Raw genomic sequence first — 22,544 nt, 5'->3', positions numbered from 1 at the left:
TCGGGTTGGCGCTACAGCTCCAGTTCGCGAGTGAGCGGAACATGGGCGTCCATGTTGCGCTGCATCATCCGCAGAGCAGCGTCGGCCAGGTCCTCGTGCATGTGGGCCACCGCGTCGCGCGGGACCGTGACCTGGATATGCCTGATATGGGCGTCTAGCGCCGAGTACAGCACGCACTGCTCGGTGACCTGCCCGCACAGGACCACATGCGTGATGCCCTGCTCCCGCAGCAGGTAGCTGAGCGGAGTTTCGTAGAAGATCGAGTGTCGCGCCTTCACCACGAACAGCGAGTCCTTGTCCGGACTGAGAGGACGTACGAGGTCGGCGTGCGGGCCGGCCAGCGCCGTCTCCACAAGCTCGCCGTGATGCGACCGCCACTGCCCGAAATTGTCATTGGCGTAGATCACGGGGACATCGTTGCGGCGCGCGCGGTCCAGGAGGTCCACCATGGCGGGCAGCGCCGTGTGGACCGCTGGGAGCAGCAGCTCGGCGTCCTTGTGGTCGTACGTGTTGATCATGTCGATGACGATGACAGCGGTCTTTTCCATACCTCCACCTTGCATCCGCACGCCGCGGCGCTGCCCGTCGGGAGACGCGCCATGGGGCATCGCGGGTCGGCGGCGGGCCCGGAAGCGGACCGGGCGGGCTGCGGAACGGCCGGAAACGGCTCGGAGCGGCCCCGGAAGTCGGGGCCGCTCCGAACGGCGAAGGATGCCGGCGCGCGGTGCGTGGGCCGTCGCGCGGGAACAGGTCAGCCGGCTCGTCTGAGCCGTGGCCCAAAGCTCGCCACGGCTCAGACGAGTTCGGGCTGAGGTTGCGGCTGGGGCGCGCGTACCGGCGCCGCGAGGGGTTCCCACTCCTTGACGGTCCGGATGTAGCGGTGCACGACCGAGGCCACCGCCAGAACCATCAAGGGGCCGAAGACCCACGGGTGATGGGCCATCTGGAGCGGCAGGTAGCGGTAGGCCAGGAGGAGCGCGGTGAAGACGCCGGCTCCGTGGGCGACGAGCTGAATGGCCTGCCGGTCCCAGCCGTAGGCGAGCGCGCGCAGTCCCGCTTCGACGGTGAGCGTGAAGACGACGCCCGCGATGATGTCGGTTCCGTAGTGGTAGCCGAAGCCCAGGGTGGCGCCGAGGGTGGCCAGCAGCCAGAGGGCGCCCCCGATCCGCAGGGCGCGGGGGCCCTTGCGGGAGTGCACGAAGATCGCCGTGGCCCAGGCGGTGTGCAGGCTGGGCATGCAGTTGCGAGGGGTGTGTTCGTCGAACGGCATGTGGTGCGGGGCTGCGAGCGTGGGCATGGTGTGCGGCCACAGGTTGGCCAGCGCCCAGTGACCGCCGTCGCCGCCGTAGGCGAAGATCGGCCCGACGACGGGGAAGATCATGTAGATGGCGGGGCCGAGCAGGCCGATCACCAGGAATGTACGGACCAGGTGGTGGGCGGGGAACCGGCGGTCCCTGGCCACGTGGCGCAGCTGGTACAGGGCGACGACCACCGCGGCCACGGCGAGCTGGATGTAGACGTAGTCCAGGATGTGCGAGCCCACGGTGCCGGTCGCCTCGACGATGCGTCCGGCCAGCCAGGACGGGTTGCCCAAGGCATGGTCGGCGACGGCCACGTACTGGTCGAGGACCGTCGGCCGGGTCTTGGAGGTGATCAGCAGCCAGGTGTCACCGGTCTTGCGGCCGGCGACGAGGAGCAGCCCGAGCCCCACCCCCTTGAGCAGCAGCACGCGCTCGGCGCCTGTGCGTCTGGTGACGGCGATCACCGCGCAGGCCAGAATCACCCACAGTGCGCCGTTGCCGAACATCATCTTGGCGTCGACCAGCCACCGCACCAGCAAGAACACAAGATCGATCCCGACCGCGGCGCCGATCGCGATGTAGCGCTGCCGCCAGGGGAGCACCACCATCATCAACGCCATCCCGGCGTAGAGCAGCGGCCCCGACTTGGGGGCGAAGATCACCTCCCGCGCCTGGTTGGTGATCGGTCCCGGCATGCCGTAGTGGCGTGCGGCGATCTCCAGCATGACGAGGAACGCGAGGGCCACCACACTTGCCGCGGTCCACATGAGCGCGCGTGGTCGACGCAGAGCGGCGAGTATCTGTGCGCGGTTGGTTCGGGCGGATATCCGCGAGGCTATAGGTATCAAGTGTTTGGCCCATGTGTTTTTGTCGGACGCCGGTGGTGTGGCCGCTCTTCATGCCTGGTGGGACGGGTTTCCGGTGGAGCGTGGGTGATGCGGACGAGCGGTAAGGGTTCGATCATGCTAACGGAGCCGTACACGCGGGTTACGCCGCTTGTGTTATCGGCGCCCCAAAGGCCCCGGGCCGACGCGGCGGAAACGGGGCGGTTTCGCCCGGCGAACGGAGAGTGAACCGCAGGTCGGAGTGGGACGGCCGGTGCGTACGAGCCGGGCCGTACGCGGCTGTACGCATCAGGTCGCCGCCACCGGAGGAAACGGTTGGCGCCACTCGAAGAAGAGCGGCCGGTGCCGTCCGCGGTGGAGGAGACGGACCTCTCACGCGCAGGGACGCGCACCCCGCACCTTGCGTGCGTCTCGCACGCTATTGTGCGGATGTGGAAAACGACGTGGGGCGACAGATCGCCGAGTCCCTTGGCGTGCTGCTCAAGCGCAGCACCCGTATCGAGCTGCACCGCACGCTGACCGCCGACATGGGGGAGGCGGTGGACGAGCTGACGTACCCGATCCTCAGCGGCCTGGAGCGGACCGGCCCGCGCAGCGCGGCCGACCTCGCCCCCGATGTGGGGCTCGACCGGTCCGGTGTCACCCGCCGCGCATCCCGGCTCGAAGCCGCCGGGCTCGTGCGGCGCGAACCCGACCCGGCCGACCGGCGCGCCACACTGCTCGCGTTGACGGACGAGGGTGAGCGCACGGTGGCGGCCCTGCGCCGACGCCTGTCCGCCCAGATCGAGGCCGGCCTCGCCGCATGGCCGCCGGGCGAAGCGGCCGCGTTCGCCCGCGCGCTCGAACGCTTCGTCGCCGAAGGCCCTTTCCGTTAGTGCTTCTCCGTAGTGCTTCTCCGTCAGTGCTTCACTGGGCCGGTGCACGCAGCGACTCGGCCGCGGCGGTCGCGATGACCTCCGCCACCACCGCCAGCGCCGGCACATCGAGCTTCCACTGCTGCCAGTACAGCGGCACGGTCAACCGCCGGCCCGGCGCGAACTCCCGCAGGGCGCCCGAGCGCACCAGCGGTATCGCCTGTGACTCCGGCAGCAGACCCCAGCCGAGGCCCGCGGTCACGGCGTCGCAGTACCCCTCCGACGTGGGCACGTAGTGACGGATATGGCTCGCGCCGGACCGCTCGGGCGCGAGTGACCGCACGAACCGGTCCTGCAGTTCGTCACGCCGGTCGAAGATGATGACCGGTGCGTCGGGCAGGCAGTGTTCCAGCGGCTCGGCCGACAGATGGCGCGCCGCGAACTGCGGGCTCGCCACCGGCAGATACCGGAAGCGGCCCAGCGGGCGCACCAGACAGCCCGCCACCGGCTGCGCCGACGACGTCACCGCCGCCATCACCTGCCCCTCGCGCAGCAACGCCGCGGTGTGTGCCTCGTCCTCGCGGTAGAGCTCGAAGCAGATGGGCGGGTCCTGCGGAACCCGCGTCAGCGCCGGCAGGAACCAGGTGGCCAGGGAGTCCGCGTTCACCGCGATGGGCAACCGGGGCGGAACGGACTCGTCGGCGATGCCCAGCTCCGTGTGCGCGTCCCGCTCCAGCGCGGCCAATTGCCGGGCGAACCGCACCACCACCTGCCCGGACTCGGTCGGCCTGACCGGTTTCGTACGCATCAGCAGCACCCGGCCAGTGCGCTGTTCCAACGCCTTGACCCGCTGACTGACCGCGGAAGGTGTCACGTGCAGCGCCGCGGCGGCGGCGTCGAAGGTGCCCTCGTCGACGACGGCAAGCAGGGTGCGAACCTGGTCCAACGGCAGCTCAGTCATCACAAGAGCTAATGCTAAGTAAGAAACTTTAGCTGTACTAATGCCCCGGCTGATCCATACCGTCGAAGGCATGAACAGCGGCATCTTGCCGGCGGCCTTCGCCGGATTCACCACAGGCCTGTCCCTCATCGTCGCCATCGGCGCGCAGAACGCGTTCGTCCTGCGCCAGGGGGTGCGCCGACAGGCCGTCCTCGCGGTGGTCGGCATCTGCGCCGCGTCCGACGCGGTCCTCGTCGCCGTGGGCGTGGCCGGGCTCGGAGCCGTGGTCACCGCCTGGCCCGCCGCGTTGACCGCGGTCGGCCTGGCCGGTGGCGGCTTCTTGGTCTGCTACGGCGCCCTGGCCGCCCGCCGCGCCCTGAGGCCCGCTGCCGCGCACGGGCTGACGACCCAGGGCGCCCCGGCGGGCTCTGTCCGCACGGCGGTGCTCACCTGCCTGGCCATGACCTGGCTCAACCCGCACGTCTACCTGGACACCGTGCTGCTGCTCGGCTCGGCCGCCGCCGACCGCGGCACCCTGCGCTGGACTTTCGGCCTCGGGGCCATGGGGGCCAGCCTGGTGTGGTTCGCCGGCCTCGGCTACGGCGCCCGCCTCCTCAGCGGGGTTCTGGCCCGCCCCAGCGCATGGCGCGTACTGGACACGCTGGTCGCCGGCACCATGCTCACGATGGGCGCACTGCTGCTGGCCCGCACCATCTGGCCATGACCGGTGCCGTGGAGCGGCCGCGAGGAACCGGGGTGACTGGAGTGGGCTCCGAAGGACTCGAAAGGCCCTATCTACCCTATGCGCCCTATGTGCTCTATCCGCTTTATTGGTCCTCAGGGACCGATCAGGGTGCGGGTCTCGGCTCGGTAAAGCTCCGAAGGGTCGAAGCCCATGCCCGTGAAGTGACCGGCGAGTTCGAGGGACAGGATGCCGTGCAGACGCGTCCAGAACGTCAACGCGCGACTCAGGGCGGCGGGAGGCGTCTTGGGATCACGCGCCCAGTCGCGGTGCTCGGCGAGATGGTCGTCGAGCGGGGTCGTGGTGGCCGGCTGCTGTTCGGCCGCGCACGCCGCGAGGAGCACGTCCATGATCTCGGAGGTGGTCCGCACGGTGTCCTCGGGGGCTTCGTAGCCGGGCACGGGGGTGCCGTAGAGGAGGAAGTAGCGCTGTGGGTCGGCGAGGGCCCAGTGGCGCAGGGCATCCGCGAGGCCGGCGAGATCGGTCCCGGCGACGGCGTGTGCCCGGAAGGTGTCGGCGAGGCTGCGGTAGGCGTCCCGGATGAGTTCGGTGATCAGATCGTCGCGGCTCGCGTAATAGCGGTAGAGAGCGGGCCCGCTCACCCCGATCTGCTTGGCGATCGCGTTGAGGGACAACGCCGAAGCGCCGGCGGTCGCGATCTGCTCCCAGGCGTGATTCTTGATCTCCTCACGCACTTGGGCGCGGTACCGCTCCCGGGGAGTCCTTGCTTCCGGCTCGGCCACGACCGCCTCCACACGTCACGCCTGCACACCCAGTCCTACGCTTTCGTTAGAGGTTATCACTCTGCCTTTTGAGTCTCACGGCGTGATGGTTCGGCGGAGTGGATCCCCGCCGGCGTTCCCGTCGCCGCCGGGCAGGCGGCCGCAACAGCCTTGTGTCGGCAGGGGCTTCGGGGCGCGTTGTGCGGAGCTGCCCGGCGGGCGGAGTGGATCGTCGGAGTCACTGCCGCCGTCTGCCGACGCAAGCAACAAGCAACCCGCCGCTACCGTGGCCGGGTGACTTCCGAAGGCTGGCTCGCCGACACCCGCGTCTCCTATGACACCGTGGCCGCCGACTATGCCGACCAGGTGCGTGACCTCCTCCATCGGACCCCTTACGAGCGGGCTGTCCTCGCGCTCTTCGCCGACCTGGTCGCGGCCGCGGGCGGGAGACCGGTCGCGGACGTGGGGTGCGGGTCCGGGAGGGTGACGGCCCATCTGCGGAGGCTGGGTGTGGACGCGTTCGGCACCGACCTTTCCCCGATGATGATCGCCGTGGCCCGGCGGGACCACCCCGGCCTGCGCTTCGAAGTCGGTTCCATGACTGACCTGGACATCCCCGACGCCTCACTGGCCGGTCTGGTCGCGTGGTACTCGCTGATCCACATCCCGGACGGCGAACTCGACGCGGTCCTCCACCATTTCCGGCGCGCACTGCGGCCCGGCGCCCCGCTGCTGCTGAGCTTCCATGTCGGTGACGAGGTCCGGTTGAAGAGCCAGGGTTACGGCGGCCACCCGATGAAGGTGCACGTGCACCTCCGCCGACCCGGCGACCTGATCACCCGGCTCGGCGCCACAGGATTCGCCATCGAGGCGCAGATGACCCTCAGCTCGGCCGAGAGCCGCGAGGGAGCGATACTCCTCGCGCGCCGGACGCCTTGACAGCCGGAGCCTGAGGGAGGCCTCGGTCGGGGCACGGTCGAATTGCCGCGCACAGCATGAGAGGGTCTGGCCGTGCCGGACATGGGTCGTGCAGGGGACACCGAGGGGTGGAAGGCGGCCTTGGCTGGGGCGTCGGCTCCATCCTGGACGCACCGTGTCCGTGCCGCACGGGCCGGTCATCCACGACGAAGGCACATCGCAGAGCGCGATCGCCTTCTGCCCCGGGGCGGCACGTGCGCCCAAACCGGCCGAGCCCCAGGGGGCCATACCCACCTCGGCGCTCGCCCAAGGAGCTCGCGGATGGCAACCGCTACCCGCGGGGTCTACGCCACCAGTGGCGTCCCACGACGAGTTCCTCGAGCGCGCGGACCGGGCGGGCAGCAACTGGCCGTGTTCGTGCGGGTGTTGCAGCGCCAGGCGGAGGTCCGACGCCAGATGCGCCGCTTCGCGGATCTCGCAGTCGGCCCTGAGTGCGTCGCCCGGCGTCCGCGTCGTGCGCGCGATGACGTCGAGCACCGTCTCGCTGTGGGGGCCGCTCAACAGGATCAGGAACAGCCAGTCGTCGGCCGGTTCGCCGAAGCGCGCCCATTCGAAGTCCAGCAGGGCCGTTACGTTCCCGTCGTGTGCGAGCCAGTTGTCCCAGTGGCAGTCCGCGTGGACCGGCACGTTGGTACGGGCGTGCAGCGGGGCGCGCTCCGCGATCGACGCCAGCCCGTCGAGGAGGGGGGTGGGAGCTGCTCGGTGCCGTCGTCATGGGTCCCGGGTCGCGCCCCAGGGCCGTCGCGGCGATGGTGCGAGCGGCGCCGTGTGCTTGCCGCAGGTCGGTCATGGGGGCACTCCGGGGGTCGACGTCAGGGCGCCGGCCGAGTCGTCCCGAGCCTGGGCGGCTAGGCTGTTCGTGCCCCCGCGCCGCGGCGGAAGCGATCACCCGGCGCGGCTCCACCGTACAGGTCGGAATCCCCTGAACAGCCTGCGCGGCAAGGGAGTTCGCGTACCGCCGAGACCCGGTCCGATGTGGAGGCAACACCCGTGGGAACAGCGCCCGTTCCGGCCCCGTCCACCCCCGGCCCGAGTCCGGCGGACGAGTCGCGCACGCCCGGCGGATTGATCATCTTCCTGAACGGTACGTCGAGTTCCGGCAAGACGAGCATCGCCCGGGAGCTCCTTCCCATCCTCGGCGACACGTACTTCTCCCTGCCGGTGGACGCCTTCCACGCCATGCGGACAACTCCACCGGACCTCGGCCCCGACCGGCTCGCCGACGTACTCAAGCGAACGTGGATGGGGTTCCACCGGGCTGTCGCGGGGATGGCGGCAGCCGGCAACAACGTCCTCGTCGACCATGTCCTCAGTGAACGATGGCGTCTGCTGGACTGTCTCGCTCTGTTCGCCCCGGCGGACGTGGTCCTGGTCGGCGTACGGTGCCCCTTGCCGGAGCTGGAACGGCGTGAACGAGAGCGGGGTGACCGCCCGCCAGGTCTGGCCGCGCGGCAGATGGCGCAGGTTCACGCGCACGGTCTGTACGACATCGAATGCGACACCGGCACCACCAGTGCGCTCGACTGCGCGCGGCGCATCAGGGACTTTCTGCCGCACCGGCCGACCCCGACCGCTTTCGAGCGCCTGAAGTTGCTTCCACCCAGAGGGATACCTGCGGCATGAGTCGCTCCCGCTGCAACCATCCCTCCCGTGCGAAGTGGTCCGTGGGGGAGGCGCTGGGCGGGCTGAACTGACCCATAAGAGTGGGATTTGTAATATTAACCAATAAGTTCGGCACGCCTTGAGCCCCCCCACCGTCCCGTCGGTCACCATCTGTCCGGACAGCGCTTTCCGGCGGAAGGGGTAACGGGATGGGCCTCCCGCGCGGTTGTCCAGCCGCTCGGCGAACGGTTCTCGTGGTCGCGTTCACGGCAGTAGCCACCCTGCCCGGTTCCTTGGCAGGGGTGCCCACGGCACGCGCCGGGGGAGTGGGGGAGCACAGCCTGCGGCTGACGGTCACCGTGAACACCCGCCCCGGCCTCGGCGCCCTGCGCCCCGGGATTCGGGTGGGCGCGCCGGTGGTCAAGGTGTACCGGGTGGCCAACCTCGGGGAGGCCGATCTGTCCACGGTCCGGCTGACCGACCCGGCCGTACCGGGGGCACTCATCCACTGCGCCAACGGCTCCGGCCACCCCGGATATCTGCGAGCCTTGTCGAGCACCACGTGCACCGCAGAGTTGCCCGCCGCACCCGGCCCGCACACCGGCTTGGTCATGGCGACGGGCACGGTCCCCTCGCTCGCGATGCGGCTGCACGCCTCCGCGCAGAGCGGCTACGGCGGGGTGGCGGGCGCCCTCACCCTCGCCGAGAGCGCGCGACTGCTCAGCTTCACCGAGGCCGAGATCCGCTACGTGGTGACCAACCCCGGCAACAGGACGGTGTACGGCATCGCACTCGCCGACCCGGTGCTGGCGCCCGGCCGTTTCGACTGCGCCGGGCGGCAGGACATCCCGGAGCTGGCGCCCGGCGCGTCCTTCACCTGCACCGCTCAGGTACGGCGCGACCCCGGCTCCTATCGCAGCGCGGCGACGGCCACCGGAAGCGACCGTACGGACACCCTGGACCCCGAAGGGCGCAATGTGCCGCCGCCGGGGCTCAGCGCACGGGCAGACGCGGAGTTCGTCCTCCCGGCGCCGCCGACGACCCCGGCCGTGCCGCCGCCCCTGCCGCGCGCCGTCCCACCGGGGCGGTCGTCGGCCGCCGCCCCACCTCCCGCCGGAGCCGGACGCCCGGGCGGAGTCGGGCTGCCGGGCACAACTGGTGCTCTCCGTCCGCCAGTTGGCGCCGCTGCCGGCCCTGGCGCGCTCGCCGCACCCGGCGGGACGGGCGTCCCCGGTGGAGTCGGCGCGCCGGGCACACCCGCGGGCCCCGGTGGCCCCGCCGGCCCCGGTGCGGCCGCGGGCGCGGGTGGGCCGGCCGGTCCCGGTGCGCCTGCCGGCACCGGTGCCGCGGCCGGGCCGGGAGGGGCCGGTCCTGGCGCGGCAGCCGGTCTCGGCGCACCCGCCCCGCCCGCCGCACCTCCCGTACCCGAAACACCTCCCGCACCGGCGGAGCCCAACGCGCCGGGCGGTGATACCGCGGCCCAGCCGCCCGGGGCCGGAGTCGTCGGTGCGGTGCCGGTGCGGCCCGCCGAGCCGCCTGGGACGGCGCGCCCTCCCCGGTCGGTGGTGGCTCAACCCCAGCCGCCGTCGCCCTCGTTCCTCGGTGCCTTGCAACGCCACGCGCAGGCACACCCCGGGCTCTCCATCGCGGCGCTGCTGCTTCTCTTCCTCCTGCCGGCCGCCCTGGCGGCAGCACTGCTGGGCTCACGCCGCCACTAATCCAAGGAGCCAGGTGTCCTCTGCCGTGCAGGCCCTCGCCATCACCCTCGCCGTGGCCCTCTTCGCCGCGGCTACGGTGGTGGCCAAACACCGCTTCTTCCCGCCGGATCCCGCCGAAGAGCCACGCGAGGACGTCGCCGAGTACATCTCGATGATGGTGGGCGTGCTGTACGCGCTCGTGCTGGGGCTCGCCCTCGTATCCGTGTGGGAGACCAGCGACAACGCGTCCTCCCATGTCCAGGCGGAAGCCGGCGCACTGCATCAGACCTACTTGGTGGCGGACGCCCTGCCGGCCGACGGACAGAGCCGCGTACGCGCCATCTCCCAGCAGTACGCCGAGCACGTCGTCGGCGCGGAGTGGCCGAGGATGGCGGCCCGCGAGGACCTCGGCTCCGGCGGCTGGACGCTCCTCGCCGAACTGCGCGCCGCGACCCGCGTACCGGCCAACGCCACCCCGGCCCAGCAGATCGCGGCCCAGGAACTCCTCGCCCAGTTGGGCACGCTCGACGAGGCGCGGCGGGGGCGTGAGCAGGACGCCCAGAGCAGCCTCTCGCCGGTCCTGTGGGTCGGTCTGATCCTGGGCGGCGTGCTGACGGTGGCGTTCATGTTCCTCTTCGGCATCCAGCGCAACGCCACCCACATCGTGATGGTCATGGGTCTCGCCGCCCTCATCACCTTCCTCGTGCTGCTGATCCACGAACTGGACTCGCCGTTCGGTGGCTACCTCGGCACGGACACCTCGGCGTTCACGCGCCACTTCCAGGTGTGACGGAGGGGCTTGTTTTCGGCGTCGTGCACAGGGCAGGCGCGTGTCATGGACCCCGCGCGTCACGGACCATGTCCGCCGTGGACCTCGCGATTCTCGGAGCTCTCGCGGCCGTTCGGGGGCCGTTCGGCGGTGCCGCTCGGCGGCCGCGCGGCGATGGTGTCGGTCCCGGCGCGCCGGAGCCCGGCTTCGGGATTACGGCGCTGACGCACAGCACAATGTCCGTGCTTCCGGAACGGACCGGACCGACCGCAAGGAACCCTGGTGAGCCGCACATCCGAACCGTCGCGCTCCGCGGACAACCCTCCGCCGCAGACGCTGCGTGAGTACGCGCTGATCGCCGATGGTGAGCGGGGTGCCCTCGTCGGGCCGCATGGGGACATCGCCTGGATGTGCATGCCCCGGTGGGACTCCGACGCCGTGTTCTCCACCCTCATCGGCGGCCCCGGTCACTATGCGCTCACCCCGGTCGGGCGGTATGTGTGGGGCGGCTACTACGAGAACGGCACCCTCATCTGGCGCAGCCGCTGGACCACCGAGACCGGCATCGTGGAGTGCCGAGAAGCGCTCGCCCGGCCGGCCGACCCGCACCGGGCCGTCCTGCTGCGCCGCCTCCACGCCGTCGACGGCGAGGCCCGGGTCACCGTCGACCTGGCGCCCGCCGCGGGCTTCGGCGCCGACCGCTCCCGTCTGCCGCACCGCGACGACGACGGCACGTGGAGCGCCCGCACGGGAGAGCTGCGCTGGCGCTGGAGCGGCGTACCCGAGGCGCATCCCGCCCGGTACGGTCACCGTGGCGGCCTCGCGGCGACGCTGACGCTCAAGCCGGGCGAACAGCGTGACCTCGTCCTGGAAATGTCGGAGCACGCCCTGTCGGACCGGCCCGACGCCGACGCGTTGTGGAGCGCCACGAAAGCGGCCTGGGCCGCTGAAGTCCCCTCCCTCGGCCACACGCTCGCGCCCGAGGACGCCCGCCGTGCCTACACCGTGTTGCGCGGTCTCACCAGTGCGTCCGGCGGCATGGTCGCCGCCGCCACCACCAGCCTTCCCGAACGGGCCGAGGCCGGCCGCAACTACGACTACCGCTACGTCTGGATCCGCGACCAGTGCTACGCCGGTCAGGCCGCGGCGGCGGCCGGCGGGCACCCGCTGCTCGACGACGCCGTACGGTTCATCGCCGCCCGCCTGCACGAGGACGGGCCGAGGCTCGCGCCCGCGTACACCGTGACCGGACACCCGGTGCCCCGACCGTCGCAACTCCCGCTGCCCGGCTATCCCGGCGGGGGCAGCCAGATCGGGAACCGGGTGAGCGACCAGTTCCAGCTCGACGCCTTCGGGGAGGCGCTGCTCCTGTTCGCGGCCGCTCACCGGCACGGCCGCCTCGACACCGACGGCTGGGTGGCGGTGGACATCGCGGCCGACGCCATCGCGCGGCGCCGCTCCGACGCCGACGCCGGCATCTGGGAACTCGACGCCCAGCACTGGACGCACAGCAAGCTGATCTGCGCGGCGGGTCTTCGCGCCGTCGCCCAGGTCGCGCCGTCCGCGAGCAAGGCCGCCGCGTGGGCCTCGCTCGCCGACGTCATCCTCGCGGAGGCCACGGCCAACGGCGTTCATTCATCGGGCCGTTGGCAGCGCTCCGCGAGCGACCCCACGCTGGACGCGGCGCTGCTGCTGCCCCCGTTGCGCGGGGCGCTGGCGGCCGACGATCCGCGGACCACCAGCACCCTGAGCGCGTACACCGAGGAACTCACCCGCGACCACTACGCCTACCGGTTCCGGCACGACCAGCGGCCCCTGGAGGAGGCCGAGGGGGCCTTCCTGTTCTGCGGCTACCTCATGGCGATGGCCGAACACCAGCAGGGCAACCAGGCCGAGGCCGTGCGCTGGTTCGAGCGCAACCGCTCCGCCTGCGGCCCGCCGGGGCTGTTCGCCGAGGAGTACGACATCAGTCAGCGCCAGCTCCGCGGCAATCTGCCCCAGGCCTTCGTCCACGCCATCATGCTGGAGAGCGCAGTCCGCCTCGCGAGCCCGCCGGACCACGGCCCGTGACCCGTGCCCCCGGACGGCCTGCGCGGAGGTGGTTCAGGTGTGGAGGCGGCTGTTCGCGCCGTCGTGGCCGTCGGCGCTCTCGTCGTCGAACCAGTAGTCGCCGGCCGCCAGGTACCGGAAGGCATGGGTGCTCCGGTCGGGCAGCTCCACCGTCACCGCGCGCTTGCCGTCCTTGCGGGCCCGCAGCTCATGGGTGCCGGGCCGCCAGTCGTTGAAGTCACCGACGACGCTGACCGGGCCGGGCGGGGCGTCGACGGGGAGCACGAACGTGATCTCGATGCTGTCCTTGCTCCGCTTGCGTTCCAGCACGGAAACCTCCTGTGGGTGGATGGGGTTGGGCCCATCCTGGGGCCAGGATCGCGGGGCCGCACCCCGGCGGCGCCGTCGACGCGCGGGCCGGGAGCCCCCAACGGCCGAATGCGCGGCGCCGGTCGCGTCACGCTGCGTGAGGGTTCGGGATGCGTTCGGGGAGTGGCGCTGGTTCGCTTGAAGCGCTTGCGTCGTCTCCGGCCGTGGGGCGCGGCGGCTCGGCGGCGGCAGCCCGAACCCGGTCCAGGTCCAAGGAGCCCGCCATGTCGGACACCCTCCACAGCCGCAGCAGGCGCGGCCATGACGACACCCCCGACACCACGGCAGCCTTCGTCCGCCTCGGGGCGCTCGCCCAGGGGCCCGAGTACGAGGCGCTGCGGGACGATCTCGTAGCGCGGTGGCTGCCGATGGCGCAGCGCCTGGCGCTCAAGTACCGCAATCGCGGCGCGGAGATCGACGATCTCTACCAGGTCGCCGCGATGGGCCTGGTCAAGGCGGTGGACCGGTACGAGGTCGCGCGGGGCCCGTTCGAGTCGTACGCGATCCCGACCATCGTCGGCGAGCTCAAGCGGCACTTCCGCGACGCGCTGTGGGCGGTCCATGTGCCGCGCCGGATCCAGGACATCCGCAACAAGGTCCGTGTCGCCCGCCACGAGTTGAAGGCGATGCGACCGGGGGAGCCCACCGTCGCCGAACTGGCCGCCCGGTCCGGGCTCGACGAGCAGGACGTACGGGACGGTCTTGAGGCCCTCGGCTGCTTCAAGAGCCTCTCCCTCGAAGCGGAGTCGCGCACAGAGGACGGCGACGGCGGCGAGACTGTCTCCTTGACCGACACGCTCGGCGCCCCCGATCCCGGCTTCGACGCGGTCATCGACCGCGAGGCGGTCCGGCCCGCGCTCAGGGCCCTGCCCGAACGGGAGTCGCAGATCCTGTACATGCGGTTCTTCGGCGACATGACCCAGAACCAGATCGCCTCGGCGCTCGGGATCTCCCAAATGCACGTATCGCGCCTGCTGAACAGCACCTGCGCGCGGCTGCGCGACGAGGCGCTGGCCGACCCCCGCGTCGGCGCGGCCTGACACCGCGCGCCCCCCCGCACCGCCGACGCGCGACCAAGCGGGCTTCGGCCTGGTTTGACCCTGTCGCAGACGAGTCGTCAGGCAGGGCAAGACAGGGCAAGACAGGGCAAGACAGGGCAAGACATGGCATGGCATGGCAAGGAGAGGCAAGGAGTCCAGATGGCAGCCAGGGGCAGGAAGAGCCGGGCCAAGGCCGCGCCCAGGGAGGGCACGGGCAAGGACGTCACAGACACCGCTCGGCCCGATCAACCCGCACGTGCGGCCAGGGAGGCCGATCAGGTCAAGGCCAACGTGAAGCAGGCCAGAGCCGACATCGAAGGCCGCCCCCGCACGGACGGTCGGGCGACACGCGTAAATCAGGCGAACAAGGCGTCCAACGCGACCAAGGAATAGTGCCCCTGCGCTCCCCGCGCGGCCAGGGCGATTCGGAGCCGCCGGGGGGTAACTGAACCCTCCCGGGTGCGGGCGGCACGCATGGCGCGATCTGATGCATGCCGGGCCACGTCGACGGCAGCCCGCACGAGGTCGCGCGCCGTGTACTGCCCCGAGTCGACGAAACGCTGGTACGGGCTGCATCGGTCACGCGGGTGCGACGCTCGGCGTGCGCCGAGAGGCTTATGCGCCGTGCTTCCCCTCTCGCTGCGCCCGGGCCATCAGGGCGTCCCTGAGCGCGAAGACGGCGGTTCGGTCGGCGTCACGCGCGAACCGTTCGAGCAGTTCGGCCGCGCCGGGATCAGGCCCGCCCTCCATCGCTTCGACGAGTGCGGCGATACTCGGCCACTGGTCGCTGGAATGGCTATCGTCCACGGGATGTCCGGTTCTATTAGCAGATTCGAGGTCGGCATCCGCCCCAACGGACTACTCATACCAGGACGAGCGCCCTCATGGTGCCCGGCAGCGGCCCGAACCACCATATAGACCACGGCGTTCCGCCCCGCGCCGCGCTTCACACGCGCTGAGCCCGGTGGAGCAGCGTGTGGAGAACACGCGGCCCCAGTGCGGCCCGCGCGGCGTTCGCGCCCGGGGCGCCGTGCACGCCCCCGCCCGGATGCGCGGCGGCCGAGGCGAGATAGAGGCCCTTGACCGGGGTCTCGGGCCGTCCGGTACCGGGGACCGGACGGAAGATCGCCTGCTGGTGCAGGGCGGTGGTGCCGTTGTTGATGGCACCCAGGTGCAGGTTCTCGTTCATGGCCTGGAGCGTCGTGGGAGCCAGGATGCGGCGGGCACGGATCAGCGCGCGGAAACCGGGCGCGTAACGCTCCACCTGGGCCTCGACCCGGTCGGCCATGGCCTGCTGCTCCCCGTCGTCCCAGCGGCCGGTGATGCCGTCCGGCCCCGCGTCGGACACGATCTCCTGCGGTACGTGGGTGTAGGCCCACGCCGACTCCGTACCCGCGGGGGAGCGGCTGGGGTCCGCCGTGGTCATCTGGCCGAGCAGGGCGAACGGACTGGCGGGGACCTGGCCCATGGCGATCTCGGAGGCGAACCGGGTCAAGCCGTCGACGCCGTCGGCGAGATGCACCGTCCCCGCTCCGCGCGCCCCGGGCGCCGTCCACGGCACCGGCCCCGACAGCGCCCAGTCGACCTTGAACGTCGCGAAGTCCCACTGGAAGCGCGTCAGATCGCGCACGAGCCGCGCCGGCAGGTGTTCCTCGCCCACGAGGTCCCGGTACAGGGCCGGCGCCGACACATCGGCGAGGACCGCCCGCCGCGCCCGGACCAGCTCTCCCCGCGCGGTCCTCACTCCCACGGCCGTGCCGCCGCGGACGACGACGGACGCGACCCGCTCCCCGCACCGCACGGCCACCCCGCGCTTCTCCAGACGGCTCACGAGAGCCGCGCTCAACGCGCCCGCGCCGCCGACCGGCACCGGAAAGCCATGGCTCTGCCCGAGCATCGACATCAGCCAGCCGAAGCCGCCGCTGACCGCCGACTCGGGAGCCAGGTCCGCGTGGAGGGCGCAGCCGGCCAGCAGCAGCCGCCCCCCGCCCCCGGAGAACTCCTCCTCACCCAGCCGCCGTACGGGCAACGCCAGGCTCCGGGCCAGCCGAAGACCGCCCGGGGCCCGCAGCTTCGCCGCCAGACGCAGCCCGGCGCGCACTGGCGGGAAGGGCGCGAACAGGGCCCGCACCACGTCCGGTCCCACCCGGCACCACATGTCGTACATCGCCTGCCACGCCTCGCCGTCGCGCGCGCCGAATGAGGCCAACCCGGCGGCGGTGTCCCGTACATGCCGTTCGAGCACCGCGCACCTGCCGTCCCCCAACGGATGCGCGAGGACACGCGGGGCGTGGCTCCACCGGAGGCCTTCCGCCGCGAGATCGAGCCGGGCCAGGACGGGAGAGGCGGCCGCCAGCGGATAGAAGGCGCTGAAGAGGTCCGACACGTAATCGGGGTGGACGCCCCGGTCGCTGCGCACGGCACCGCCGGGTTCCGGCTGCGCCTCCAGGACCTCCACGCTCCAGCCGGCATCCACCAGGACGTTCGCGGCCACGAGCCCGTTGGGGCCGGAGCCGATCACCACGGCGTCAGGCATGCCGGACCTCGGCGCCGTGCCCGCGCCCGGCACGGTTCTCCTCGACCACCTTGGCCAGGCGCGGCAGCATGCCCCGGTGGCGGAGCTGGAGCAACGCCTCGGTGACCGGATTGTGCAGGGCGCCGCCCAGGCCGCGCAGCGGATGCTCGTCGCAGATGACCAGGGTGCCCGTGCCCCACGGCCTGAGCTGAAGGAAGATCCGCGCGCTGCCCAGCGCCTTGAACTTCGCCTCCAGCTCCAGCTCCTTGTGCGCCTCGCTGTGGCGGACGGTCGTCTTGCCGTCGCCCGACCACGGGCCCACGCGCAGGGTGAACCGCAGCCGGGAGCCGGACTTCGGCCAGGTGTCGTCGAGCGGCGTGGAGCTGTCGGGCCCCACCACCCACTCCCCGTACCGCTCGGGGTCGGCGAGCACCGCCCATACGTCGGCGGGGGAACGATTGATCAACTGATGGCGGATGGCCATGGGAGGAGTTCTCCTTGCCGACGTCGCTGTGGCGTATCTGCGGAACTCGCGGAGCCCGGGCGTCGGCGGGTCGGGCGGTGCCGCCGCCGGGGCCGGCCCTCCGGGACAACGGCGTACCCCTTCACCGCCGCTCAAACCCCATGGTGCGCGCCCTCGGAAGACCTCGCATCCCGCCCCGCGCCTCACCCGGGCGGCCGAGTCCTGTCCTGCGGGCCCGGCCCCGGCGTACGGCACGACAAGCCCGGCGCCCCGCCCGCACCCCGCCCACGGTCCGTATGCGGGGTCCGGCGGCCTTCCACAGACTGGCCATAGCAGGGTGCCGTCCGTCCTGCTCTTGAGTCCCGCACTTGAGGAGTGTCATCGTGGAAGTGCCATCGGTGGAGCGTGCCGACGAGATGAGGGTCGCTACGGTGCCCGCGGCCCTGGACGAGATCAGGGTCGCTCCGGTGCCTGTGAGCCTCGGCCGGATCAGCGTCGCTCCCGTGCCCGTGGCCCCCGACCGGATCAGGGTCGCCTCGGTGCCCGCGGGCCACGTGTACGTGCGGCACTGCTCCGCGGCGGAACCCGACGGCGTCACCCGCCTCACCGACCCCCGGCCCAACGGCGTGCCGAACACGTCACGGCGGTGGTGGCCTCCGGTGATGCTGGACCCCGACTGGGTGAGCGCCCATCACCAGGACTTCGACGTCTTCCATCTGCATTTCGGGTTCGAGGCGCGGAGCCCCGAGCAGCTCACCGCCCTCGTGGACGCTCTGCGCCGGCACGGCAAGCCCCTGGTCTACACGGTGCACGAACTGCGCAACCCGTATCAGCCCGACCCCGCGACCCACGACGCGGCCCTCGACGTCATCATCCCGGCCGCCGACCGTCTCATCACGCTCACGCCGGGGGCGGCCCGGACGATCGGCGCGCGCTGGGGCCGGACCGCGACCGTGCTGCCGCACCCCCATGTGGTGGATCTGCCACGGCTGGCCCGTCCCAGGCCGGCTGCCCGCGACCAGTTCCGGGTGGGTGTCCACGCCAAGAGCCTGCGGCCCGACATGGCCGTCCTGCCCGTCGTACGCGTCCTCGCGACGACCGTGGCCGAGCTGGCGGACGCGGAGCTCCAGGTCAACATCCACCGGGACATGGCCGACCCCGCGGCTCCGGCTCATGCACCCGAACTCCTGGCAGAATTGCGGGAGTTGGTGCACCGGGGTCATCTCACCCTCACCATCCACGACTGCTTCGACGACGAGCAGCTCTGGGACTACCTGGAATCACTCGACCTGTCCGTGCTGCCCTACGTGTTCGGCACTCACTCCGGATGGCTGGAGGCGTGTCATGACCTCGGCACCGCCGTCGCCGCCCCCGACTGCGGTTTCTACGCACAGCAGCGCCCCTGCCTGACGTACGGGCACACCCAGGAGGGCGGCCTGGACGAGGAGTCCCTGCGCAACGTCGTCGTACGGGCCTACGAGGAGCGGCCGGCGCCCCGGGCCACCGAGCAGCACCGCGTACGGGAGCGTGCCGAACTCGCCGCCGCCCACCGCGCGCTCTACGCCGGCCTGGTGCGATGAGCGGGTCGCGGGTGGCTCGCTCATCGCGTCCACACGCTTCCCGATCACCGAGTCGGCCACGACACGTGAACTGCCCGCGCGGCGCGCGGTGTTGAGCGCGCGGGCAGGTCGGCCGCGGCGGCCCGGTCCGTGAAAGCGCGGGCCGGACCGGTTCGCCGCCTCCACCGGGGGCACGCGCTCACCGAGTGAAACATGTGGATTCGAACCATCTGAGCCGTTACACCCACGAGGAGGCATCATGAGGGCACTCACCTGGCACGGCAAGCGGGACGTACGCGTCGACACCGTGCCCGATCCCACCATCCAGGACGACGACGACATCATCATCAAGGTGACGACGACCGGCCTGTGCGGATCGGACCTCCATCTGTACGAGGTACTCGGCCCCTTCCTCGATCCGGGCGACATCCTCGGCCACGAACCCATGGGCATCGTCGAAGAAGTCGGCCCGAAGGTCACCGCCCTGAAGCCGGGAGACCGCGTGGTCATCCCCTTCAACATCTCGTGCGGAACCTGCTTCATGTGCGACCAGGGCCTGCACTCGCAGTGCGAGACCACCCAGGTGCACGAACACAACTCGGGCGCCTCCCTGTTCGGCTACACCAAGCTCTACGGACAGGTCCCGGGCGGCCAGGCACAGTACCTGCGCGTCCCCTTCGGCAACAAGCTGCCCATCCGCGTCCCGGACGGCCCCTCCGACGACCGCTTCGTGTACCTGTCCGACGTCCTGCCCACGGCATGGCAGGCGGTCGAGTACGCCGCCATCCCGCCCGGTGGCAGCGTCGCCGTCCTCGGCCTCGGCCCCATCGGGGACATGAGCGCCCGCATCGCCGCCCACCGCGGCGCCAAGACCGTCATCGGCATCGACCTCGTACCGGAGCGGCTGGAGCGGGCCCGCCGGCGCGGCGTCCACACCCTCGACCTCAAGGAATGCGGCGACAACCTCACCGACGCCGTGCGCGACCTCACCGGAGGCCGCGGCCCGGACGCCGTCATCGACGCCGTCGGCATGGAGGCCCACGGCAGCCGCGTCGCGGCAGCCGCCCAGGGCATGACGGCCGTCCTGCCCGACGCGCTCGCCTCCGCCATGATCAAGCGGGCCGGCATCGACCGGCTCTCCGCGCTCTACACGGCGATCGACCTCGTCCGAAGGGGAGGCACGATCTCCATCTCCGGTGTCTACGGCGGCGCGGCCGACCCGATGCCACTCCTGACCATGTTCGACAAGCAGCTGCAAGTACGCATGGGGCAGGCCAATGTCCGGCGCTGGGTCGACGACATCCTGCCGCTGCTCACCGACGGCGATCCCCTGGGCGTCGACGACTTCGCCACGCACCGCCTGCCGCTGGAGCAGGCACCGGACGCGTACGAGATGTTCCAGAAGAAGCGGGACGGCGCCGTCAAGGTCCTCTTCACCCCGTGAACCCGCCCGCTTCCACCTTCTGGACCCACCCGCTTCCACTCCACCAACACGCCCGCATCCGCCCTCTGAACACGCGAACCTCCACCGCCCGGCCACGCACGGTGCCATGCGGCCGGGGCTTCCTCGAGCGGGGGAGCGTTCATCCACCGACAGCGGGTACGCGGCGTGAACGGCCCCGGTCATGTGAGAGGACCGGGCGAATGCCATGGACCCCCGCGGATGCGGGTGACAACCACCCGTGGTCCGTTTGAGATTCGAGACCGAGCGGTCATGGCTGAGGTGTCCCGACGACCGCCACTGGGAGAGAGAAACATGACGACCGAGCACCCCACCACAGACTCCACCGCGAACGGCGACGGCCTGCCGGGCAAGCCGGGGCCGGTCTCGCCGCCCGTGGCCGAGCCCACCCGGCCCGCCGAGCCGCTGCCGCCCAAGCCTGACCAGGAGGGCCCGGAAACGGTGAGCCCGACGGGCCAGGCCACGGGCGCCGACCCGGCCCGCATGGCGCAGAGTGGTGCCTATCTCACCACCGCGCAGGGGACGCGGGTGTACGACAGCGACCACTCGCTGAAGGCCGGACCCCGCGGACCGGTCCTGATCCAGGACCACCATCTGCGCGAGAAGATCACGCACTTCGACCACGAGCGCATCCCGGAACGCGTGGTGCACGCGCGGGGTGCCGCCGCCCACGGCGTCTTCCAGGGCTACGGCACCGCCACCGAGGTGAGCAAGGCGGCCTTCCTCGCCAAGGGCGTGGAGACCCCGGTGTTCGTCCGGTTCTCGACCGTCCTCGGCTCCCGCGGCTCGTCCGACACGGTGCGCGACACCCGCGGCTTCGCGACGAAGTTCTACACCGACGAAGGAACCTTCGACCTCGTCGGCAACAACATCCCGGTCTTCTTCATCCAGGACGCCCTCAAGTTCCCGGACGTCGTGCACGCCGCCAAGCCCCACCCCGACCGTGAGATCCCGCAGGCCCAGAGCGCCCACGACACGTTCTGGGACTTCGTCTCCCTGCACACCGAGGCCACCCACCACACGCTGTGGAACATGTCCGACCGCGGCATTCCGCGCTCGTACCGCATGATGGAGGGTTTCGGCGTCCACACCTTCCGGCTGGTCAACACGGCCGGCGAGAGCGTCCTGGTCAAGTTCCACTGGAAGCCGAAGCTGGGCGTGCACTCCCTGGTCTGGGAGGAAGCGCAGCTCATCAACGGCATGGACCCCGACTTCCACCGCCGCGACCTCTTCGACGCGATCGAAGCCGGCGCCTTTCCGCAGTGGGAGCTCGGAATCCAGGTGTTCCCCGACACCGCCGAGCAGACCTTCGAGGGAATCGACCTCCTCGACCCCACCAAGTTCGTGCCCGAGGAACTCGCACCGGTGCAGCCCATCGGCCTGATGACCCTGAACGCCAACACCAAGAACTACTTCGCCGAGACCGAGCAGGTCGCCTTCCACCCCGGCCACCTCGTCCCGGGCATCGACGTCACCGACGACCCGCTGCTCGCCGGACGGCTCTTCTCCTACCTCGACACGCAGATCAGCCGGCTCGGCGGCCCGAACTTCGCGCAGATCCCGATCAACCGGCCGCACGCGCCCGTCAACGACATGCTCCGCGACGGCATGCACCAGAGCGCCGTGCACACCGGTGTGGCGCCGTACCGGCCCAACAGCCTGGACGGCGGATGCCCCTTCCTCGCGGGCGCCGACATGAGCGCCTTCGTGGAGACGCCGGTGTCCATCCCCGAGACCAGCAAGGTCCGTGAGGCCCCCGCCTCGTTCGCGGACCACTTCAGCCAGCCACGGCTCTTCTGGCTCAGCATGAGTGCCCCGGAGCGCGAGCACATCATCGCCGCCTACACCTTCGAGCTGAACAAGTGCTTCGAACCGGCCGTCAAGGAACGCAACTTGCAGGTCCTGGCGAACATCGACACGGAGCTGTGCGAGCAGGTGGCCGCCGGCCTCGGCCTGCCAGCGCCGCAGGCCACCGTGGAGCTCGCTCCGGCCGACCCCAGCCCGGCCCTGTCCCAGCTGGGCGACACCTGGCCCACGGACGGCCGGGTGATCGGCGTCGTCGCCGACTCCGCCGCCGATCTGGACGGCGTACGCGGCGTGCGACAGGCCGTCCTGGACGCCGGCATGGTCCCCCTGGTCATCGCGCCCACCGGAGGCACCCTCGGCTCCGGCGACGACGCGATCGCCGTACAGCGGACCTTCGCCACGGCCCGGTCCGTCGAGTACGACGCGCTCCTGTTCGCCGGGGCGCCCCAGCCGGGCGACGACGCGTACGGAGCACGCGACGCCAAGGCCGGCTCGCCCGGCTCCGCGAGCACTGACCCGCGCGTCCTGCTGCTGCTCACCGAGGCGTACCGGCACGGCAAGGCGCTCGGCGGGTGGGGTGACGCCCGAGGGCTGTTCGAGTCATCCGGCATCGGCGCGGACGAGCCGGGTGTCGTCCTGAGCGACAGCGGTGCGGCCGCGGCGGAGAAGGTCAAGGGCGCACTGGCCGAGCACCGCGCGTGGGACAGGTTCCCGCCCGCCGCCTGAGCCCCCGCCACACAGCCGTGGGGGGGGGGCCCGGGGGGGGGGGGCCGCCCCCCGGCGGGCGGCGGGGGGTGGGGGCGCCGAGCCCGGCGCGGGGGGGGCGGCGGG

The 22,544-nt window shown here is 71.5% G+C and carries 20 protein-coding genes and 1 pseudogene; 12 read left to right on the top strand and 9 right to left on the bottom strand.

Features of this window, described 5'->3' with window-relative positions; translation table 11 throughout:
* Window positions 1-11 precede the first annotated feature (11 nt).
* Together AB0D31_RS13140 and AB0D31_RS13135 are read right to left on the bottom strand one after the other, a co-directional pair.
* Window positions 12-548, bottom strand: coding sequence for an isochorismatase family cysteine hydrolase (locus AB0D31_RS13140; RefSeq protein ID WP_362721160.1), 537 nt, complete (start codon window positions 546-548; stop codon window positions 12-14).
* 245 nt (window positions 549-793) lie between these two features.
* A complete protein-coding gene (locus AB0D31_RS13135; RefSeq protein ID WP_362721157.1) occupies window positions 794-2,068 on the bottom strand; it encodes a phosphatase PAP2 family protein in 1,275 nt (424 codons plus the stop codon).
* Window positions 2,069-2,577: 509 nt separating this feature from the next.
* Here AB0D31_RS13135 and AB0D31_RS13130 point away from each other — a divergent pair.
* Entirely contained in the window at window positions 2,578-3,021 is a 444-nt protein-coding gene (locus tag AB0D31_RS13130; protein ID WP_362721155.1) for a MarR family transcriptional regulator, read from the top strand.
* A gap of 31 nt (window positions 3,022-3,052) precedes the next feature.
* Here AB0D31_RS13130 and AB0D31_RS13125 read toward each other — a convergent pair whose 3' ends face one another.
* On the bottom strand, window positions 3,053-3,961 hold the full coding sequence (locus tag AB0D31_RS13125) for a LysR family transcriptional regulator ArgP (protein WP_362721151.1): 909 nt from the start codon (window positions 3,959-3,961) through the stop codon (window positions 3,053-3,055).
* Between the two features lie 70 nt (window positions 3,962-4,031).
* Between AB0D31_RS13125 and AB0D31_RS13120 the strand changes: the two genes are divergently transcribed.
* Window positions 4,032-4,664, top strand: a complete 633-nt coding sequence (locus AB0D31_RS13120; protein ID WP_362721149.1) for a LysE family transporter — start codon at window positions 4,032-4,034, stop codon at window positions 4,662-4,664.
* 113 nt (window positions 4,665-4,777) lie between these two features.
* On the opposite strand, the gene AB0D31_RS13115 is transcribed toward AB0D31_RS13120, so the two are convergent.
* A complete protein-coding gene (locus AB0D31_RS13115; RefSeq protein WP_362721146.1) occupies window positions 4,778-5,425 on the bottom strand; it encodes a TetR/AcrR family transcriptional regulator in 648 nt (215 codons plus the stop codon).
* Between the two features lie 273 nt (window positions 5,426-5,698).
* Here AB0D31_RS13115 and AB0D31_RS13110 point away from each other — a divergent pair, with 273 nt between their 5' ends.
* The gene (locus tag AB0D31_RS13110) at window positions 5,699-6,343 is read left to right on the top strand and encodes a class I SAM-dependent methyltransferase (protein WP_362721143.1); all 645 of its coding nucleotides are present in this window, start codon (window positions 5,699-5,701) and stop codon (window positions 6,341-6,343) included.
* 507 nt (window positions 6,344-6,850) lie between these two features.
* Here the strand turns inward: AB0D31_RS13110 and AB0D31_RS13105 are convergent.
* Window positions 6,851-7,045: pseudogene (locus AB0D31_RS13105) on the bottom strand (phosphotransferase); the annotation flags it as partial.
* Window positions 7,046-7,447: 402 nt separating this feature from the next.
* On the opposite strand from AB0D31_RS13105, the gene AB0D31_RS13100 reads away from it, so the two are divergent.
* The 4 genes from AB0D31_RS13100 (at window position 7,448) to AB0D31_RS13085 (ending at window position 12,520) form a co-directional block, all read left to right on the top strand.
* Window positions 7,448-8,005 (top strand): AAA family ATPase, encoded by a 558-nt coding sequence (locus AB0D31_RS13100; RefSeq protein ID WP_362721381.1) that lies wholly within the window; start codon window positions 7,448-7,450, stop codon window positions 8,003-8,005.
* 281 nt (window positions 8,006-8,286) lie between these two features.
* Entirely contained in the window at window positions 8,287-9,702 is a 1,416-nt protein-coding gene (locus AB0D31_RS13095; protein WP_362721140.1) for a hypothetical protein, read from the top strand.
* A 13-nt stretch (window positions 9,703-9,715) separates the two neighbouring features.
* A complete protein-coding gene (locus AB0D31_RS13090; RefSeq protein WP_362721138.1) occupies window positions 9,716-10,471 on the top strand; it encodes a hypothetical protein in 756 nt (251 codons plus the stop codon).
* Between the two features lie 261 nt (window positions 10,472-10,732).
* Window positions 10,733-12,520 (top strand): glycoside hydrolase family 15 protein, encoded by a 1,788-nt coding sequence (locus tag AB0D31_RS13085; RefSeq protein WP_362721135.1) that lies wholly within the window; start codon window positions 10,733-10,735, stop codon window positions 12,518-12,520.
* Between the two features lie 33 nt (window positions 12,521-12,553).
* On the opposite strand, the gene AB0D31_RS13080 is transcribed toward AB0D31_RS13085, so the two are convergent.
* Window positions 12,554-12,829 carry an isoamylase early set domain-containing protein gene (locus AB0D31_RS13080; protein ID WP_362721132.1) on the bottom strand — a complete coding sequence of 92 codons (276 nt, stop codon included), beginning with the start codon at window positions 12,827-12,829 and terminating at the stop codon, window positions 12,554-12,556.
* A 263-nt stretch (window positions 12,830-13,092) separates the two neighbouring features.
* On the opposite strand from AB0D31_RS13080, the gene AB0D31_RS13075 reads away from it, so the two are divergent.
* Window positions 13,093-13,908 (top strand): SigB/SigF/SigG family RNA polymerase sigma factor, encoded by an 816-nt coding sequence (locus AB0D31_RS13075; RefSeq protein WP_362721129.1) that lies wholly within the window; start codon window positions 13,093-13,095, stop codon window positions 13,906-13,908.
* Between the two features lie 159 nt (window positions 13,909-14,067).
* Window positions 14,068-14,301 (top strand): hypothetical protein, encoded by a 234-nt coding sequence (locus AB0D31_RS13070; protein ID WP_362721126.1) that lies wholly within the window; start codon window positions 14,068-14,070, stop codon window positions 14,299-14,301.
* 222 nt (window positions 14,302-14,523) lie between these two features.
* On the opposite strand, the gene AB0D31_RS13065 is transcribed toward AB0D31_RS13070, so the two are convergent.
* From AB0D31_RS13065 to AB0D31_RS13055, 3 genes are all read right to left on the bottom strand, one after another.
* On the bottom strand, window positions 14,524-14,715 hold the full coding sequence (locus AB0D31_RS13065) for a hypothetical protein (protein WP_362721123.1): 192 nt from the start codon (window positions 14,713-14,715) through the stop codon (window positions 14,524-14,526).
* Window positions 14,716-14,854: 139 nt separating this feature from the next.
* The gene (locus AB0D31_RS13060) at window positions 14,855-16,444 is read right to left on the bottom strand and encodes an NAD(P)/FAD-dependent oxidoreductase (protein WP_362721121.1); all 1,590 of its coding nucleotides are present in this window, start codon (window positions 16,442-16,444) and stop codon (window positions 14,855-14,857) included.
* Window positions 16,437-16,907, bottom strand: a complete 471-nt coding sequence (locus AB0D31_RS13055) for an SRPBCC family protein (protein WP_362721119.1) — start codon at window positions 16,905-16,907, stop codon at window positions 16,437-16,439. The genes AB0D31_RS13060 and AB0D31_RS13055 overlap by 8 nt, the downstream gene beginning before the upstream one ends.
* A gap of 362 nt (window positions 16,908-17,269) precedes the next feature.
* Here AB0D31_RS13055 and AB0D31_RS13050 point away from each other — a divergent pair, with 362 nt between their 5' ends.
* From AB0D31_RS13050 to AB0D31_RS13040, 3 genes are all read left to right on the top strand, one after another.
* Window positions 17,270-18,466, top strand: coding sequence for a glycosyltransferase family 1 protein (locus AB0D31_RS13050; RefSeq protein ID WP_362721117.1), 1,197 nt, complete (start codon window positions 17,270-17,272; stop codon window positions 18,464-18,466).
* A 238-nt stretch (window positions 18,467-18,704) separates the two neighbouring features.
* Window positions 18,705-19,889 (top strand): zinc-dependent alcohol dehydrogenase, encoded by a 1,185-nt coding sequence (locus AB0D31_RS13045; RefSeq protein WP_362721115.1) that lies wholly within the window; start codon window positions 18,705-18,707, stop codon window positions 19,887-19,889.
* Window positions 19,890-20,201: 312 nt separating this feature from the next.
* Complete coding sequence (locus tag AB0D31_RS13040) at window positions 20,202-22,439, top strand: catalase (RefSeq protein ID WP_362721112.1); 2,238 nt, start codon at window positions 20,202-20,204, stop codon at window positions 22,437-22,439.
* The last annotated feature ends 105 nt before the right edge of the window (window positions 22,440-22,544 follow it).

Origin of the sequence: Streptomyces sp. NPDC048361, from assembly GCF_040651795.1 — a bacterium.
In the GTDB taxonomy this organism is placed as follows: domain Bacteria; phylum Actinomycetota; class Actinomycetes; order Streptomycetales; family Streptomycetaceae; genus Streptomyces.
The sequence above is the reverse complement of the archived record's forward strand: the minus strand, read 5'-3'. Positions and strand labels throughout refer to the sequence as shown.